The organism is Roseibium sp., from assembly GCF_025698965.1.
In the GTDB taxonomy this organism is placed as follows: Bacteria; Pseudomonadota; Alphaproteobacteria; order Rhizobiales; family Stappiaceae; genus Roseibium.
Genome location: NZ_JAILWL010000063.1, coordinates 1 through 18866, shown reverse-complemented (window position 1 = coordinate 18866; position 18866 = coordinate 1). Strand labels below are relative to the sequence as shown.

At 53.4% G+C, this 18866-nt stretch carries 8 protein-coding genes and 1 pseudogene; 3 read left to right on the top strand and 6 right to left on the bottom strand.

Features of this window, described 5'->3' with window-relative positions; translation table 11 throughout:
* Positions 1-1601 (bottom strand): FAD-dependent oxidoreductase (locus tag K5905_RS07425; RefSeq protein ID WP_297582032.1); only part of this gene is annotated, 1601 nt, incomplete at its 3' end.
* A gap of 530 nt (positions 1602-2131) precedes the next feature.
* Between K5905_RS07425 and K5905_RS07420 the strand changes: the two genes are divergently transcribed.
* From K5905_RS07420 to K5905_RS07410, 3 genes are all read left to right on the top strand, one after another.
* The gene (locus tag K5905_RS07420) at positions 2132-3670 is read left to right on the top strand and encodes a trimethylamine methyltransferase family protein (protein ID WP_297582030.1); all 1539 of its coding nucleotides are present in this window, start codon (positions 2132-2134) and stop codon (positions 3668-3670) included.
* 349 nt (positions 3671-4019) lie between these two features.
* Positions 4020-11633 (top strand): type I polyketide synthase, encoded by a 7614-nt coding sequence (locus K5905_RS07415; protein ID WP_297582027.1) that lies wholly within the window; start codon positions 4020-4022, stop codon positions 11631-11633.
* Between the two features lie 25 nt (positions 11634-11658).
* A complete protein-coding gene (locus K5905_RS07410) occupies positions 11659-13017 on the top strand; it encodes an aminotransferase class I/II-fold pyridoxal phosphate-dependent enzyme (RefSeq protein ID WP_297582026.1) in 1359 nt (452 codons plus the stop codon).
* Between the two features lie 64 nt (positions 13018-13081).
* Here the strand turns inward: K5905_RS07410 and K5905_RS07405 are convergent, their stop codons facing one another.
* The 5 genes and pseudogenes from K5905_RS07405 to K5905_RS07385 form a co-directional block, all read right to left on the bottom strand.
* The gene (locus K5905_RS07405; RefSeq protein ID WP_297582024.1) at positions 13082-13894 is read right to left on the bottom strand and encodes an SDR family oxidoreductase; all 813 of its coding nucleotides are present in this window, start codon (positions 13892-13894) and stop codon (positions 13082-13084) included.
* 17 nt (positions 13895-13911) lie between these two features.
* A complete protein-coding gene (locus tag K5905_RS07400; protein WP_297582022.1) occupies positions 13912-15675 on the bottom strand; it encodes a hypothetical protein in 1764 nt (587 codons plus the stop codon).
* The gene (locus K5905_RS07395) at positions 15672-16994 is read right to left on the bottom strand and encodes a capsular biosynthesis protein (RefSeq protein ID WP_297582021.1); all 1323 of its coding nucleotides are present in this window, start codon (positions 16992-16994) and stop codon (positions 15672-15674) included. The genes K5905_RS07400 and K5905_RS07395 overlap by 4 nt, the downstream gene beginning before the upstream one ends.
* The gene (locus K5905_RS07390; RefSeq protein ID WP_297582018.1) at positions 16978-18327 is read right to left on the bottom strand and encodes a capsular biosynthesis protein; all 1350 of its coding nucleotides are present in this window, start codon (positions 18325-18327) and stop codon (positions 16978-16980) included. Before K5905_RS07390 ends, K5905_RS07395 begins: the two co-directional genes overlap by 17 nt.
* 73 nt (positions 18328-18400) lie before the next feature.
* Positions 18401-18866: pseudogene (locus K5905_RS07385) on the bottom strand (polysaccharide export protein); the annotation flags it as partial.

Genomic DNA, 18866 nt, shown 5'->3' with positions numbered 1-18866 from the left:
GCACATAGCCACTCCAACAGCTCCACATGATCCGGACCTTCGACGTCGAACATATAGAAATGCGACAGGTTGATGATGCCGCAATCTTCGCTCAGCGCCAGATGTTCGGCATTGGATACCCGCCAGAAGTGACGATTGTCCCACTCGTTTTCGCGGACCGGTACCTTGTTGCCATATTTTTCAAGCAGATGCTCGTTGGCTGCGTAACCGTGCGCGCGCTCCCAACCGCCGAGTTCCATGAAATATCCGCCCAGTTCAACCTCGCGCTCATAAAACGGAGAGCGTTTGACATTGCGTGCGGACGCATAAGGTTCACGCGGATGAATAGCCGGGAAATAGATTTTCTCCGCAGCTTCGTTGCAGCGTCCAGCGATGTATTCTTCGGTCAGCTGGTGCTCATAAAAGCGCGAATAATCGATCGTTGCATGATCGATTTCGGTGCGCCCATCCGTGATCCAGTCCGCAATCAGCTTGCCGTATCCCGGACCGTCCTTCACCCAGATAGCAATGCAGTACCAAAGGCCACGCACCTTCTGGCTTTCGCCGCAGGACGGACCACCAGCTGCAGATACTTGCAAAAGACCGTTGAATGAATGCCCCTCATTGTAGCCGAGTTCACCCAATATCGGCGTCAGTTCCATTGCCCGCTCGAGAGGCTCGATGACCTGCTCCATTTCCAGATCACGCTGCGACGGAGACAAACGCGCCTCCTCCTTTTCCTGGAGATCGCGCGGATGACACATGCGGGGATTCGTAGTCTCGTAATAACCCCATTCGATCTGACCGCCTTCGGTCGTCTTCGGATCTCCAGTATCGCGCATGTAGGCGGAATTGCCCTGGTCACGAAGCAGCGGGAAACCGATATCCTTGCCGGTACCTTCAAATTCGTTGTACGGACCGAAAAATGTTAGCGGGTGATCAACGGGCATAACCGGCAGATCTTCCCCAACCATATTGGCAATCAGACGGCCCCAAAGGCCGGCACAGACGATAACATGATCAGCCATGATGGTGCCGCGATGTGTAACGACCCCCTTGATCCGACCGTCTTCAACAAGTAGCGACTGGGCAGGCGTATTGGCGAAAGCTCGGAGCTTCCCGGTTTTCTCGCCGTCATCGACAAGCTTGCCGGCAACCGTTTGCGACCGCGGAACAACGAGACCGGCATCGGGGTCAAACATGCCCCCCTGCACCATGTCTTCGTCTATAAGCGGGAATTTTTCCTTTATCTCGGCAGGGCTGACCAGGTGAATACGCGTTCCAAAGGCCTTTCCTGAAGACACCTTTCGCTTGATTTCCTCCATCCAGGCGTCGTCACCGGTTCGCGCGACCTCAAGACCGCCGACGCGGGCGTAGTGCCCCATCTTGTCAAAGAAATCGATCGAATACTGCGTCGTCCAAACGGAAAGATAGTCATGGCTGGTCGTGTAACAGAAATCGGAGGCATGCGCCGTGGAACCGATATCAGTCGGAATACCGGATTTGTCGATGCCAACGATATCGTCCCAACCACGCTCAATGAGGTGGTGCGCCACCGAAGCTCCGACTATGCCACCCAGTCCGACGATGACAACTTGGGCCCTGTCAGGAAATGCTGACATTTTTCATTCCTTTTCAATAGATCGGAAGCGACGTGTCAATGCAACGCTCCCGCCTTCCTTGACCATCTGCGACGGAAATCTCGGATCCACGAACCGCCCATGCTAGGCAGCAGGTTGACACCGGATTCGATGTTTTGACGTGCAGTATCGCGACAGAAGTAGGATCAAAATAGCTCAATTGCGTCATGGCGGCATTATCACCACGACACCGCCCGGAAAATACTGCGCTGCTAAGACCTGTAATTACACGGCCTGCCAAACATTGCCGTAAATGTGGGAGTACGTAACCTGAAAGATGGTAGACTATGGCGCGCATTCGCAAATTTGCAGATGCCCGCGTGTTCAGAATCACGAATTGTTGCCTGAAACACGGAAGTAAGTGGACTTCTTTTTCAAAATCGACCAACAAGTGCCATCACGCTTTTTGGGTCATGCCGCATTTAAGGTATTGTGCGACGCATCTAGAGCCGGGCAACCGAAGCAGCTGATAAAGACTACACAAAACGAAATACCATTTTGGGAGCTGAATAATGTCAGACGCAGCCACTTCTGGCCGCCGAGGAAGATCCGCCCGCCGTGAACGCAGGCAAGCAGGCCCGGTAGGCCAGGCCGTTCCCTATATCTCCAGAAACATCCCTCTCTACGACGTCTTGAGCGAAGAAGGTGTAGAGAAGATCGAAGCGAATGCAGACCGCATCCTGGCAGAGATCGGCCTGGAATTCAGGGAAGATCCGGAAATTCTCGAGATCTGGAAATCTGCAGGTGCGGAAGTTGATGGCGAGAGAGTTCGCTTTCCCAAGGGCATGCTGCGCGAGATACTGAAGACGGCTCCATCTCAATTCACTCAGCACGCGCGGAACCCCGCCAGAAACGTTGAAATCGGCGGAAAAAACCTCGTTTTTGCGCCGGTCTACGGCCCACCATTTGTAACCGACCTCGATCAAGGCCGGCGCTACGGGACGATCGAGGATTTCCGAAATTTCGTAAAATTGGCCTATATGTCGCCTTGGCTCCACCACTCTGGTGGCACCGTGTGCGAACCGGTCGACCTGCCGGTCAACAAGCGTCATTTCGATATGGTCTATTCCCATATCAAATATTCCGACAAACCGTTCATGGGCTCGGTTACAGCGCCAGAACGCGCCGAAGATTCGGTCAAAATGGCGCAAATTGCATTCGGTGAGGAATTTGTCGACCAAAACTGCGTCATGATCCAGCTGATCAACGCCAATTCGCCACTTGTCTTTGACGCAACCATGCTGGGCGCACTGAAAGTCTACGCGCGTCATAATCAGGCCTGTATTGTCTCACCGTTTATACTGGCGGGCGCAATGAGCCCTGTAACAGTCGCTGGAACTCTTTCCCAGGTCCTCGCCGAAGCCATGGCAGGCTGTGCCCTTACGCAACTAGTGCGCCCGGGAGCTCCTGTCGTATTCGGTGCCTTCGTCAGTTCCATTTCAATGCAATCCGGTGCGCCGACTTTCGGAAGCCCGGAAGGCTCTCTTCTGTTGAACGGCGCTGCAAAGCTGGCGCGCCGCCTCAATCTGCCCTTCCGGTCCGGAGGCTCGTTCACCGCCTCCAAGGTACCTGACGCGCAGTCAGCACAGGAATCGGCGCAAACAATTCTGGCAACCGTCCAATCGGGTGTTAACTTTGCTCTGCACTCGGCCGGTTGGCTTGAAGGCGGTCTTTGTTCATCTTATGAGAAATTCGTCATGGACGCCGATCAACTCGGCATGATGCATGTTCTAGCCAAAGGCATTGAGGTTTCCGAGGAAACTCTCGCGATGGACGCACTGCAGGAAGTCGGACCCGGAGGTCACTTTCTCGGTGCCGCGCATACGCAGCGAAATTTCGAAAGCGCGTTTTTCCGGTCTTCGATCGCCGACAATAACTCCTATGAGCAATGGCTCGCCGATGGAGAGCTTGACGCTGCCAGGCGTGCAAATGCCCGTTGGAAAGAGCAATTGAGGGCATATTCCGGACCGGAGCTGGATCCCGGAATTGATGAAGCCCTTCAAAGCTTCATCACCGAACGAAAGGCTTCGTTCCCCGACAGCAACGTTTGATTGAGACCAGATCACAAACGCCCCGTCAAAAGCGGGGCGTTTTCTTTTCGACGGATGAACCGTCAGTTGTATTTGCTTGTTAGCGAATTTTCCTTGGCGCCGGACTAAATTTTGCCGAACATCTTCCACAAATTATCTCATCGAATATAAGGTTGCCTTTTAGATCGCATCTTTGACTGGTAGAAACGTTCCAAAGCATGAGATAAGCTCAGGTGGGGCAGTCTGTACTTCAGACGGAATATGGTGGGAAATAGTAGGGCGAGCAAAAGAAATGAACACTCTGTGTTGAGACAATAGTCATAAAAATCAATAATTTAACCGATCCAAACACATAAAATTAGGTTGTTCTGTGGCGTCGCTTACTTCAAATATCGATATTCTTGGTTATTCCACCCGGCTACCCGGTGCCAACAATTCAGGTGAATTCTGGTCCTTGCTAAAAGAAGGCAAGTGTTCCGTTACGTCTGTCTCACCCGAGCGCTGGCCTTTGGCAAGGTTTGGTAATCCACAACAATCAACCTCTGGTAAGACCTACACCTGGGCGGCGGGGCAACTCGATGACGTCTGGGGGTTCGATCCTGCTTTTTTTGGTATTTCACCTCGCGAAGCAGTCCAAATGGATCCCCAGCAACGATTGCTGCTTCAACTGGTCTGGGAAGCTCTCGAACACGCCAACATTCGTCCCAGCGACCTGGCCGGAACGGATACCGGCGTTTATGTTGGTGCATCGTCACTTGACTACCATCACCGGTTTCTCGTCGACCCGGCGATGGCGGACATGCAGTTTATGACCGGCAATACGTTGTCGATCGTTTCCAATCGCATCTCCTATATCTATGATCTCCGGGGACCTAGTTTTACGGTCGACACGGCTTGTTCTTCCTCGATTGTCGCGTTGCATGAAGCTGTTTCCGCGATTGAAAGCGGTCAGATAGACACAGCTATCGTGTGCGGTGTCAGCCTTTTGCTGAGTCCCTTTGCCTTTGTAGGTTTCTCACGTGCGACAATGCTGTCACCAACAGGATTGTGTCAGGCATTCGATGCCAACGGTGACGGTTATGTCCGCTCGGAAGGCGGTGCCGTTCTGGTCTTACGGGCGAAGCGCGCCGGTTTACCTGAAGGAACAAAGAGCCACGGCAAATTACTCGCGACCGGCATTAACGCGGATGGTCGCACTGTAGGCCTTTCGCTTCCCTCTCCTTATGCACAGGCAGATCTTCTGAGAGAGATTTATCAAGGTCTGGAAATCAACCCGGCCGAACTTGCATTCGTGGAAGCTCACGGCACCGGAACCCGTGTGGGCGACCCGGCCGAAGCCGATGCTCTTGGAAAGGTCATCGGACAAAAAAGAAGCAAAGTCCTGCCGATAGGCTCGGTGAAGACAAATGTCGGTCACCTGGAGCCGGTATCGGGCCTGATTGGGTTGCTTAAGTCGGTTATGGCCTTGAAGGAAGACACTCTTCCGGCCTCACTTCATTTCAACACGCCAAATCCAGACATCCCATTCGAAGATCTGAACCTTACAGTTGCCAACGAAACAATCAGTCTCGAGCGGACTTCGGAACGCAGGCTTGCTGGTGTAAACTCATTCGGTTTTGGCGGCACCAATGCTCACGCAGTCATCGGTGACGCGGACCCGGCACCTTCAGCGAAAAACAAGTCGTCTGAATCTGCTCCCCTGGTGCTCAGCGCGCGCTCAAAGGAAGCCCTGAAGGAAGTTGCGGGCTGCTTCGCAAACCGTCTGGAAGGCGAAGATGCCCTGGCAGCAGGCAATGTGATCGCGACCGCTGCTCACGCCCGTGATCTGCTCTCTGAGCGTATTGTTGTTCTTGGAAAAACGAAGCAAGACAAATTGTCGGCGCTGCGTGCATTTGCTGACGACGAAGAACACGGACCTGACGTCATTCCCGGCAGCATTATCAAGGCCGACGCTAAAGTTGGCTTCGTATTCTCCGGAAACGGCTCACAATGGGCCGGAATGGGCCAAGAAGCCTATCAGGCTGATACAGCATTTCGAAAAGCATTCGACAAGGTCGACAAGATTTTCATGGGATTGAGTGGCTGGTCACTCGTCACCACGCTGTTTGCCGAAGATCTGGAGACAGACCTTGAACGGTCGGAAATTGCACAACCTCTGCTGTTCGCCATACAGGTTGGCATTGTTGAGTCTCTTCGCGGACGTGGCATCACTGCCGCCGGCGCTGCCGGTCACTCAGTCGGTGAAGTTGCCGCAGCCTGGTGCTCCGGCGCACTTGATCTGAAACAGGCCGTCAAGGTCATTCGCGCCAGATCCAGCGAGCAAGAGGTTGTGCGTGACCTCGGATCCATGGGCGCCTTGCTGCTTCCTGCCGAACAGGCAGTCGCCGCAATTGAAGAAAGCGGCCTTCCACGACTGGAACTTGCTGCCGACAACAGCCCGCGCAGCGTGACTATTTCCGGTGACAGCGAAAGCCTGGACGCGTTTGCAAAGTTTGCCCGGAAAAAGAAATGGGCAATGCGCAGACTCAATCTGGCCTATCCATTTCATAGCGCTCTTGTTGATCCGATCGAACAGCCACTTCTGGACGCGCTAGGCGGATTAAAACCGTCAAAGCCGAAATTGCCTTTCTATTCGACCGTGGAACCCAAAGAGGAGGCAGTTAAAGTCTCGGCCGAATACTGGTGGAAGAACGTCAGGCAACCGGTACTGTTTGCTGCCGCAATCGAAAACATGACCGCGGACGATTTCAACATTCTGGTTGAAATCGGACCCAAGCCGGTTCTTGGAACCTACGTCAATGATGTACTTCGCTCCAAGGGAAAGAAAGCCAAGGTTCTGGAAACACTCAAGGAACCTTCCCAAAAAGCGTCGACAATCAAGGGCAATCCCCTGGACAGGATTGCCGCGTCAATCCTTGCTCATGGCGGCACGACCGATCTTGAAAAATATGTCGGCCCGAGACCTGCCAACTTCGCAGCTCTACCGCTCTATGCCTGGCAGAACTCGGACTACCGGCCTGAGAACAGCTCGGAACGAGTCGATTTCATGTTCGGGCAAACCTGGCCGCTTCTCGGCTACAGGTTGAGACAAGATACTGCTGAATGGTTTAACCACATCGACAGTCATTCGCTTGCGTTCCTGGAAGACCACAAGGTTGAGGACAGTGTTGTCTTTCCTGCTGCCGGCTTCATTGAGATGTGTCTCAGGGCTTCACTTCGCTGGACCCAAGGCGACCTGATCGAGCTCAGGGATTTTGACATTGTCCGGCCACTTGTCGTTGAGGGCGACGAAGTCTGGGAAACTCAGGTTCGCATTTCTTCCGACGATAAAGTTATCGAAGTGCTGTCACGTCCGCGTCTATCGGACAGTGACTGGTCGTTGAACGCGCGCGGGTCATTCATAACTCCCTCCACGAATTCACGGGCTTCTTGGCTGAAAACCGGATCAGACACGATTTCTACATTGAGCCACGAAAAGCTTTACGACATCACCAAAACCTTCGGGCTCAATTACGGTCCGGCATTCCGCCGTGCTGATAAAGTGGTCAGGCATTCCCAAACACAGGCCACAGTCACCCTGCTTGAGCAGGAGCCAAGCCTTGATGGACTTCAATTTGCACTTTGTCCGACGCTTTTGGATGCCGGGTTCCACGGGCTTTTCGCTCTGCTTGACGGTGTCGAGGGTGTTCCTCGGAACACGTCTTTCTTGCCTATACGTATGGGCACGTTGCGTCTGCTCGCTCCGGACGCAAGACCTGCAATCGTAAAGATTGAAGTTACCAAGGCCTCTTCCCGCTCAGTTGAAGCGAATTTCGAATTCCTCGACATGGACGGATTAACGATTGCAAGGCTTACCAAAGCCCGGTTCAAGGCCGTCACGCTCGGTCAGAACACCCGTCCGGACGATCTGGTTTACCGTCAAATCGCGACCATACTCCCTGAGGCAGGGCGGACGTCCGTTCTTGACGACAATTTCGAGGGCCTAAGGCCACTTGCGGAGGGACTGGAGCTTGCCGGATCGGAAGACGGGGAGTTGGACGACAATCGTGTCCTCGTTGAAGCTCTCGGCAGAACAATCGCACACTCTGTCCTGTTCGACTTGTTGGGAGACGAACCTATTCAATTATCAGCGCTGGTTGCTTCGGGAAAACTGGACGAAACAGCAGCTCCGCTTGCAGCAAGCATATTGCATTGGCTCGTCGAATGCGATTTGTGTTCGGAAACCGAAGACGGCTGCTTCCAGCTTTCCACGCCCTCAGAAAGCCCTTCTGCACATGAGCTATTGCAGGCACTGACAGACGGAGGTGGTGAACATATTGCCGAAGCTGCGCTCCTTGCGCGACTCTGGACCGGCCTTGCCGAGGTGCTCGCGACAGGTCTTCAGGAAACACCTGGCAAACTCTATTCCTCAAGTCTTTTTGAAGCCTATAGCACTGCTTCTCCCGGCAAGAGGGAACTCACCTCAGCACTTGAAAAAAGTGCCCTGAAGTTTATCGCTGACTGGCCGGAAGACCAGGTTCTACGCATTCTACTTGTAGGTGCCACTACAGGCCTTGCAACCAATATCGATGCTGCCCTCAACCCTGGCACAATGGCGCTTACGGTAACGGACGCGAATTCTGCCGCTGTTGGACGCGGCGAGCGCCTATGGCAGGGAAGTTCGGCTACCGGTTTTGTTGAACCGACAGAAGCTGACTTCATCGCTGAACGCAGATTCGATTTGGTTTTGTTTGACACCTCTCTGTCGGATATTGACGCAGATACGCTGAAACGCTTTGCCGGTTCAGTCACACACGGCGGTGTTGCCCTCGCAGCGGAAGCGCTCCCCCACCCGCTGACCGACCTCCTCCTGGGTGTGGGTGCGAATTGGTGGGATGACAGTGCATCCGCCGAATTTCCAGTCACCAAACAACAAAACGACTGGCAAAAACCCCTGGAAGCGGCCGGTTTCCGGGACGTTGAAACCGTACCACTAAGAAGTACATTGATCGAAGCTGATCTCATTTGCGCTCGTGCCGCAGAACAAGCGGACGGAACTCCAAACGAAATCGACACTGTCAGTGAAGAAATTGAACCTGACGTCAAAAAATACTTGCTGCTGACCGATGCCGAAGGACTGGCACATCGTCTGGCTGAGGGATTGAAGTCCTGCCTGGAACGGAGTGGCCACAGCGCAACTCTGCTTGTTCCTGGTGACGTCACTGAACAACTCGGTGAGGGAATCTGGAGTGCCGCGCTTTATGCAAATCAGCAGGACGACGCACCTGATGATGTGCTTCAGGGCCTGGTTGCAGACCATAGCGGCAGGATCGTGCATCTTCTGGGCGCTTATTCAGCGCCAGACAACGCTCTTGCCGCAGTAGATACCCGGGCATTCAGCCTGATGACCCTGCTAAACGCACTTGGCCATACCGATGGTGAGATTACTTTGGTTGCTCCAGCTGGCGCCCAGGACTTTGCAAGCAACAGAACGCCTGCCCCCGAACAGGCTGGCTTCTGGGCATTCGGTCGGGTGGTCATGAATGAGTATCCGGATGCAAATCTGAAGTTGATCGATGTCTCGCCCGATTTGGAACCAGGTATTGCGGCAGCACGTTTATCCGACGAGATTCTGGTCTCGAACGGTGAGCGTGAAATTGTGTTGGATAGCAAGACCCGTTCCGGCCTTAGGTTGGTAAAAGGCGGGGTGTTGTCGGATGAAGCTCTTCCGGAGGGAGTAGAACCGGCCTTGCGTTTGGACATTATCCGCCAGGGTTCCCTTGATCAATTGGCCTGGCAAGCCGTAAGCCGTGCACCTCTTGAAGGCAAAGACGTCGAAATCGCAGTAGACGCTAGCGGATTGAATTTCCGCGATGTCATGTGGGCTCTCGGACTATTGCCGGAAGAAGCACTCGAAGACGGATTTGCTGGTCCTACTCTCGGCATGGAATGTTGCGGGCATGTGGTTGCCTGCGGTCCGGAAGTCACGAGATTTCGTCCGGGAGACAAGGTGATAACGTTTGCACCTGCCTGTTTCGCATCTCACGTGACGGTGGATGAAAGCGGATGTGCGCCGATGCCAAGCACAGTCTCGGCAGAAGAAGCAGCAACCATTCCGGTTACCTTCCTCACCGCGTATTACGCACTTGTTCATCTGGCTGCATTGTCGGAAGGCGAGACTGTTCTGATCCATGGGGGCGCAGGTGGTGTTGGCCTGGCAGCCCTGCAGATTGCCAAGTGGCGTGGTGCGAAGATCATTGCCACTGCAGGGTCGGAAGACAAGCGCAATACGCTGAAACTTCTGGGTGCTGATCTTGTGCTCGATTCGCGCAGCCTTGCCTTTGTTGACGCGGTTATGGAGGAGACTTCGGGCGCAGGTGTGGATGTGGTTCTGAATTCCCTCTTCGGTGAAGCAATGGAACGCAGCATCGAGGTTCTTAAGCCGTTTGGCCGTTTCCTGGAACTCGGCAAACGCGATTACTACGGCAATACGCGCATAGGCTTGCGTCCGTTCCGCCAGAATCTGACTTACTTTGGTATTGATGCTGACCAACTGCTGACACGGCAACCCAAACTGGCCGAAGACCTGTTCGTCAGGCTTGTCGAGCTTTTTGAAGACGGAACGCTCCGCCCTCTGCCGCACCGTGTCTTTGAAGCGAATGATGTTGTTGATGCCTTTCGCTTGATGCAGCAGGCGGGCCATATCGGGAAGATCGTGATCCGACCTCCGCAGGTACCCGAAAGGATGCCTGTCGAACGAACGATTGAATTCGATACTGACGCGACCTACCTGGTTGCAGGTGGATTTGGCGGTTTTGGTGCGGCGCTTCTGAACCGACTTGCAGATCACGGTGCCAGAGACATAGCGGTTCTGAGTCGCCGTGGCGATACCAGCGAGGAGGCGCAGGCCGTAGTTCGTCAACTGACTGAGCGCGGCGTCACAATCAATGGGTATGCCTGCGATATTACCGATGAGAAAGCGGTCAAGAATACCTTGAAGGAAGTCCGTTCGACGGGCAAACCACTTAAAGGTGTCTTTCACACGGCGATGGTCCTCAATGACGTACTTCTCGCCAACATGGACCACGAAGGACTGACCAAGGTTCTTGCTCCGAAAATTCGCGGTGCGGAATTGCTTGATCGTTACACTGCGGATGATCCGCTTGACCATTTTGTCCTTTATTCCTCGGCGACGACTCTTGTCGGAAACCCAGGACAGGCAAACTACGTCGCTGCGAATGGCTATCTTGAAGGCCTGGCCCGCAAACGCCGCGCGGAGGGCAAGCCAGCTCTGGCTGTTGCCTGGGGTGCCATCTCTGACGCAGGATACCTTGCGCGCAATGAGGACGTGAACGAATTGCTTTCACGCAAGCTCGGTCGTCACGCCCTGACCGCCAACGAAGCGCTCGACGGATTGATGATGCTCATGGCATTGCCGAAGTCAGATCCGGTTTCTCAGGCCGCACTCGGCTATGCAAGGATCGATTGGCATGCGGCCAGAAAAGATCTTGCGCTGGTCGGAACACCGCTGGTTGATTTGCTTGGTCTCGGCGACGATGACGATGCAAATGCAGAGGGCATGATCGACCTCGCGGCGATGTTGGATGGGATGGATCAGGTGACCGCCGCGCAAACCGTCGCGAAATTGTTGGCGGCTGAAATCGGAAAGATCCTCAGGATCGCACCGGAAGAAATTGATCCTCACAAGCCATTATCGGATATCGGGATGGATTCGCTGATGGCGCTTGAGCTTCGCATGAGCGCGGAGCAACAACTCGGGATCGATATTCCTCTGATGTCGCTTGCAAACGGTGCAACATTGATTGATCTTTCCAGTCGCGTCGCCAACAGAGTACTTGGTGAAGAAACGGCTTCGGGAATTTCTGACGAAACTCAGCAGCTTGCCAGCTTGCATATGGATGATGATCGGCCTGAAACAGAAGACCTGTCCGATGTTGCAGCCGAAGTTGAAAACAAGAGCCGGGAATTGGGTTCGTTCCTGTAACCGGTAGAACAAAGGAATATGCGATATGGGCGCCGATGACCGCGCCAAGCTGATGGACAGTCTGAAAGCCACCCGCAGGTCAGCGCGTGGCCGTGGCGCCAAATCTGAATCCCGTCAGCAGGCCCCCGCACCAAAACGCAAAGTCTACGATTTCAAGGAATTGCCTCAGGTCAAGCAGCTGCAAATGCATCGCGCGGCAGCGGACATGATGGGTATCGAAAATCCGTTTTTCCGACCGCATGACGGATTGGCTGCGGGCACCAGCGTCATTGACGGTAACAACTATGATAATTTTGCATCATACAATTACCTGGGGCTGAACGGACATCCATCCGTAAACGCAGCAGCGAAAGCAGCGCTTGAGCAATTCGGAACGAGTGTTTCTGCGAGCCGGATAGTTGCTGGTGAGCGTCCCTTCCATTCGGAACTGGAAGCAGCACTGGCCCGAATTCACGGTGTGGAGTCGGCTATTGTCATGGTTTCAGGTCATGCGACCAACGTGACGACAATTGGACATCTAATGCAAAAGGGCGATCTGGTTTTAACCGATTCCTTTGTGCACAACTCGATTGCCGAAGGCGTCAGATTGTCAGGCGCAACGCGCATGAACTTTCCGCATGACGATCTTGATGCGCTTGAAAAGATGCTTGCCGACCAAAGGCATAAATTCGAAAAAGTGCTGATTGTCGTTGAAGGTCTGTACTCAATGGATGGGGACTTTCCCGATCTGAAGCGCGTTGTCAAACTCAAGCAAGCCTACGATGCATGGCTCATGGTCGACGAAGCACACTCGATAGGAGTTCTTGGCAAGACCGGAAAGGGAATCGCCGAGCATTTCAACATCGACCCTGAAGACGTTGAGATGTGGATGGGCACGCTCAGCAAGACTTTTTCTTCCTGCGGGGGTTACATCGCAGGTTCTAAGGTTCTTTGCGACTATCTGAAAGTCTCTGCGCCCGGTTTTGTGTTTTCCGTTGGCCTGTCTGCCGCGCTGGCAGGAGCTGCTATTGCCTCTGCTGAACTTCTCGAGAAGGAACCAGAGCGGGTCGGTCGCCTACAGAAGAACGGTGCGCTCTTTTTAAAGCTGGCAAAGGAGGCTGGTCTGAACACAGGCCCAAGTGCAGGCTATGCTGTCGTTCCAGTAATTGTTGGCGATTCTGCTGGTGCGGCAACACTTTCCAACCGTTTGCTCGCAAAGGGCATTAACGCCCTTCCGATCATATTTCCAGCTGTTCCCGAGAAGTCGGCACGTATTCGCTTTTTCATTACAAGCGAACACACAGAGGAGCAGATTGCCCGCGCGGTTGAAACAACAGCGTCCGAGCTTGATGCAATGCGGGCTGACGGTAATGCCGTCGACCGGTTAATAAAAGCAGCTAGATAGTCTTTTCAAATCTGACTTGATGCCGGGCATTTTGTTGCCCGGTATTTCCAGACAATACCCTGCGTTAATTGTCTGCTGTCTCCCGATAGCGGGGGTCCTGTTCGATTTCCGCTTCGAACCCACCAAGAAAAAGATCTCCGATTTTTGGTGGCAGTAGGTTTTGCAATCGAATGCCGAGCGCAAGCATGAACGGAAACGCGTAAAACGACTTCTTTTTCTCAATTGCCTGTCGCATCATTCTCGCCGCTTTGTCGGCCGGCATTTCGAAGGGTTTGGCTCCCTTGTGTCTGGCTGACATCGGTGTTGTGACAAATCCGGGACAGAGAATTGTCACCGAAATGCCAAAAGGTTTGAGCCACCCTCTCAGTGAATGGCCATAAGCAATGACGGCAGCCTTGGTTGCGCTGTAGCTTGGCATATCCGGCAAGGCACGCATACCCGCCAACGAAGAGACGAGGACAACTTGCCCGCTTTTTCTGAATTGCATGCCATCGATGGCACCAGCGACCGTATTGACCACGCCGCGATAGTTCACATCGATCTGACGATCGCTGTCAGCGTCGGTCTCGCGTGTGCGGTTGCTGCCCAATCCCGCCGTAACGCCTGCATTGGCGATGACGATCTCAATCGGATATCGTTCATCCAGATCATGCAGATACTGGTGCAGCCGTTCCCTGTCCCGGATGTCGATCGCAGCGATTTCACCGTCGGCTCCCTGCGACTTAATACTGTCGAGCAGCGGTTGCAGGCGTTTTTCGTCACGTGCAACAAGCGCAATGTATATTCCGGGCTTGGCTAATTCGCGTGCCAGCGCCTGCCCAATGCCACCGCTTGCACCGGTCAATACGATGACGGTCTTGGCAGCACCATTCATCATCAGATCTTCCCTCAACATCAAATTCCAAGTTTCCGGCCAAGCCAGGATGCATGTCTCTTCACGGTGGTGGTGATCAAATGCCTCCTGTCTTTACGCTGACTTGTCAGTCTGGTGACCAGAAATTCCGGCGTGCACGGAAGCAAGGTAACCGGATCGATGGTACGGGCATATTGTACCAATGCAAGATAGACCAGTTCCGGCAATGTTCGGTTTCGTTGCCTGCCTTCAATCTCCGTCAAATCTTCTGATAATCCCCAACCAGCGTAAAACGGAGCACCATGTACAACCACCTTCTTGTCCCTCAAAAGCGCTTCGAAACCGGACAGCGAAGAGAACGTCTCGACAATATCGACCGCATCGAGCAAGTCGATGATATCGGCCTCTTCTGCTATTTCATCCGCGTAGTTCAACGCGTCTTCTCGCGATAGCTTGCCTTTGCGCAATCCGGTCTCGACATCAGGATGTGGCTTGAAAATCAAATATGCATCCGGATTTCGCTTCCGGGCCAATTTCAGAAGATCCAGATTGACATTCGGAGTGGTAGCGCAGGCAATCGTCGCTGATTTTGATTTTCGAATGGCAGCATCGTCAGCCACCTGTCCTGGCACGAGGAGTTTTTGTTTGTTTTCTGGAAAGTCATAGTGTCGAGATTTGCCGAAATTGTACTTTGAAACCCGGGCTGTTCTGATCAGATCGGTCAGTGCAGTAGCTCGATCTTGCTCATGATCGGAAAGATCGTACTCGTTCAGCAGGGCCTCCAGCCGACTCGGCCTTGAGGGGTCATAGTAGATACCCAGGTCATCAACCGCGAGCATTGCCCCCCTGGCCAACCCTGCCCCAAGCCCGACGGATCGCAGAAACCCATCTTCGATCCTGAAAAGCGGAATGTTTTTTTCGCGGCAGTCTTTCTCAAAGGTGAGGTCAGTCCGGCCAGCCCAAGACAAGATTTTCCCATTGCTCTGCAACGCAGCGGAAATCGTCTCGTCCTGTGTTTCATGAAAAGTGACCTGCCCTCCTTGGCCGGAAAATGTCGCGCTGATTGACGGGTGGTTCCAGTATTGAGCGCCGTAGCAATGGCTAGGAGATTGGTTCGACTGCCAGTGCCGTTGAACCGTCTCGTAAATGAGGACGGCGTCCTTCAAGCCAATCGGTTCACCTGTATAAGGGGAAAACCAAATCGTGAAGTCGACTAAAAGCCTCTCCAGAAGGACGTCGATCTCGCATCCGGCTTCCTCGCAAACCTGTGTCGCGAGTAGCCAGAACCAGTCTCCTTGCAGTTGCTTCTTGGAAGGTCCACCCGCCAACAGGGTTCCAAAAACCCGGGCACCGCTCCCTCTGTTTTCCTTTTCACCCGCTTGCTCACAGGACAACCCAAGCGCACGCCACCTTGCCAGATCGAACGGAACTGCCCCCATTGAACTGGACTTCGCAAGGACCTTGTTGAGTGCGCTCTTGACGTGCAGCTCAACTGTGTAGCTCACGAGGACTTCATTTTGCGGTAGCGGTAGCGGTAGCGGCAGCACAAGGAGACTTGCGGGAACACGCTTGGCATTGATGGGTGTGGGCCCGTCCAACAACAGAACTGGTTGAGCGTTCTTTCGTTCTGCCAACCGAATGGCTTCTGCCAGGTATCCAGGACCTGCCGCAATTATATTAGAGCTTTTCGCCCCGCCCATAAAAGTTTCATTGTCAATGGCCTGCTCAAGTGACAACCGCATTCCCTTGAAACCGGGATCAAGTATTTTGAACCGCCTGCGCCGAGGAACTTTCTGTCCTATCATAATGGCACTCCAAGTTCGCGGGCCCTTTCAAGCCTCGGTGGCGGTTCAATGAATGCGCCCAGCTGATTGAGTCTCCGGTCCGCAATCCTGTCGGCGATATTGCGCGCAGCTGCTTCGACGCCCTCCTTGTTGTGAATGGAGCCACGAACCTGCGTAGCAACTGCGAGAGCCTGAACATAATCGTCCAGCAATTTCCTATCCGGTTTTTGCGGATTGTGCCAAAAGCCTGCCAAGTCACCCTGGTGTGTCAAACCGGCCACGTCATAATGAGCAGGTACCAGCGTCTTAACGGGAACTCCGGCCTGCAGTGCTTCCAACCCCGCCGTCGAATTCAGCGTAACAACACCGGAAGCCACTTCAAAGGGAGCCGCCAGACCACCGCCACCGAGAAAATGGATCCGGTTCCCGAGGCCCAATGAAAGTGCCATATCGTGACAGATGCCAGACCAGTCCTCAAATCCGACGTCCAGAGGATGGCTTTTGATGACAAGATGCGTGTCCTCAGGTGCATTTTCGGCAAGCGACCCAAGGACAATTTCCAAAACCTCTTTGAAGCTCTGAAAAGGAGAATGCCGACGCAATTGAAAGTCGCCTTCTAGCTGCAAGGGCAACACGAAACAGCGAGCTCCATCTTCTTTAAGCGCATCAATTTTCTGCGCAGCAACCTCGCTTCTATGCTTCTCTCTTATAAGCCGAATGCCTCCCCTCAGATATTCTTCAACGGGTGGGTGAATTGTGTGGCGCTGATAATGCGGATAAAGCGGCTTCAAAAACACATTCGTCAAATTATAGACAACGTCTGGTGCCGTCTGCAGCCAGAAGGATGACGGATATCTCGGCGTCAGATCCACTTCTCCTGCCCGCATGGCAATTTCACGGATCAATTCTGGATCACTGGGAAAGTGGCTGAGAGTAGACAGGCCGTTTCTTTCCAAAGTCATCCATCCAGGGCGTAGAGCTCCAAGCTCGGTCACTGCAATGAATGCCTTTTGTTCGTGCGCTTTTTCGATGGCAATTCTGTGATAAAGGCGCTGGTCGCCATGAAGGACGAGATCTGTTATTTCACGAGACTTCAGATAGTCAGTGACAAAGTTCGGCCAGTCTTCTGCTGTTCCTTTGAAATTGTCGCAGCCTTCACCATGCCAATGCAGCCAATCACCAGCACAAAAATTGATGCGGAACACGGAAAAACCGCGCCTTTTCAGGTGTTCACCCGTTTTTTTAAAGAGAGGTGACAGCGGTCCCTGCAAAAAAAGAATGCGTCGTTCGGACGGATCGGTCCCAAGTGCTCCCGACTTGGCTTCATCCGCGCCAGACATGGGTCCACCGCTCCATCTTACCGCGGGATCTTACTTGCTCAGAAAAGGACGTTGTGATGTTGCGTGCTTGTGCCTTTTCAAGCCGCGGGGGGTATTTGCAAAGTGCGTTCGGCAAATTGACACTGTCGGATATGATGCGTTCGGCCATCTCTTCAGCCGCTGCATGTCGCCCCTCGCTTGTATAAAAACACCCTTTGACCTGAATGGATGCCGCCAGCAACCTCTCCAAGGCGTCCAGCAGTTCCTGATCCGGCGGTGTTCCTTCGCGCCAGAATTCGTCCAGTGACCTTTGACAGGTCAAACCATCAATATCGTAAAGAGCAATTCCCAGAACTTTCGTCGGACATCCCACACGAAGGGCGTGAAGACCCGTTGTGCTGTTGATTGTAAGAGCGCCGCTGGCGTTCTTTAGAAGTTGTTGTAAATTGCCACCGTCAACAAGGAGGACACGTTTTTTCACACCGTGTTTCTTGGCAATTTTTGAAAGGATGCGGGACCACGGTTCCATGCCGTTATCGAGCGGATGTACCTTGAAAACGAGTCGAGCGGCCGAAGGTGCATTCTTCTTGAAAGACGCGATAACCTCTTCAGAGGCATCGGCGATGTGATCATACTGGGAATTGTATCGAAGCTGATAGTCACTCTGAAGCTGAAGCGGAAACACGTAATAAGGCAGACTGGTTGAGATAATGTCATCGATCACGTGATAAGCTCTGCGGTTCCTGCGTCCGGCAAGAGCCATTCGCGGAATATTGCTGAGATAGTCTATGAACGGATGATAAAGTTTGTCCCTGACATAACCAGGAAACGCCAAGGCAAACAAAACGTTTGCCATGTTATAGGAGACTTCGTTCACTGCTTCGTTGACGAACGGATACCGATACAGCGGCCGACGATCGATTTCAGGCAATTGCAGGCCTGTTTCACGTATCAGTTCGGCGTCTTCCGGAAACATCGAGTGCGATGACATTCCGTTGTATTCAAGAGTGATCCAATCGGGCCGCAAATAGCCGTTTTCGAATGTCAGGCATGTGGCCCCGGCTTTTGCGCCGACTTCCGCGGCTGCGACATGGTAGGGCACGCGGTCGGCGTAATATACGATGTGGGTGACTTTGTTTTTTTCAATGTAGACGCGAAGCCAATCAGGCCATGACTTCAAACTGCCCCGATAAGAAGTGCAACGTCGGTCATGCCAGCCCATCCAGTCTCCGGCGGACAGATTAATCCGAAGTGTTTTGACGCCGCGCTTCTCAAGACTGTCTGCGATTGTGCGTGCAAACACGCCCGGTGGTCCTTGCAGGAACAATACCACCATGGATCTTGTTGCACTCATCTTATCGGCCAATCTGCAGGCTTCAACGGCCCAATTTGAACATCCGGAACGCCGCTGTTAGCGACCAGACCTTTTAATCGGTTATTCGCTGAACCGTCGAGTAGTTACTGATCAACGGAGCAATGATTTGCAGGAATTTGCCGAGTTCCGCGGTCGGGTGGTTCGAAACGAAGATGATATCCTTGTCCCGCATTTCAAAGTGCTGGGACATGAAGAAGCCTTTGGGATCCCGCAAACCTAACTTGTAAACCAGTGGCACAGTGGTTTGACCGGCCAGTTTGGCATCGAGTTGCGGTTGGAGACGACGAACAAGCGCTGCGTCTTCATAGCGGAAAAGGAAGACACCGTTTGCATCGGCCCGCTCATCCCGCAACCCGCCCACGGTCGCCAGAGCTTCCGCCATTGTGACCGTTTTGGTCTTGAACGGAACAAGCTGATTTGATTTGACTGCTCCGAATGCCGAGAAAGTACGCGGTCTGTGCGACAGCAGAATATTATCGTTCGGTGAAATCAGAACGTTGTTTTCCGGAAAGTCGATC

Excerpts from the sequence above, each read along its gene's own strand:
- K5905_RS07395 (WP_297582021.1), bottom strand. The coding sequence starts at position 16,994 with ATGTCTGGCGCGGATGAAGCCAAGTCGGGAGCACTTGGGACCGATCCG.
- K5905_RS07405 (WP_297582024.1), bottom strand. The coding sequence starts at position 13,894 with ATGATGAATGGTGCTGCCAAGACCGTCATCGTATTGACCGGTGCAAGC.
- K5905_RS07400 (WP_297582022.1), bottom strand. The coding sequence starts at position 15,675 with ATGATAGGACAGAAAGTTCCTCGGCGCAGGCGGTTCAAAATACTTGAT.
- K5905_RS07410 (WP_297582026.1), top strand. The coding sequence starts at position 11,659 with ATGGGCGCCGATGACCGCGCCAAGCTGATGGACAGTCTGAAAGCCACC.
- K5905_RS07390 (WP_297582018.1), bottom strand. The coding sequence starts at position 18,327 with ATGAGTGCAACAAGATCCATGGTGGTATTGTTCCTGCAAGGACCACCG.
- K5905_RS07420 (WP_297582030.1), top strand. The coding sequence starts at position 2,132 with ATGTCAGACGCAGCCACTTCTGGCCGCCGAGGAAGATCCGCCCGCCGT.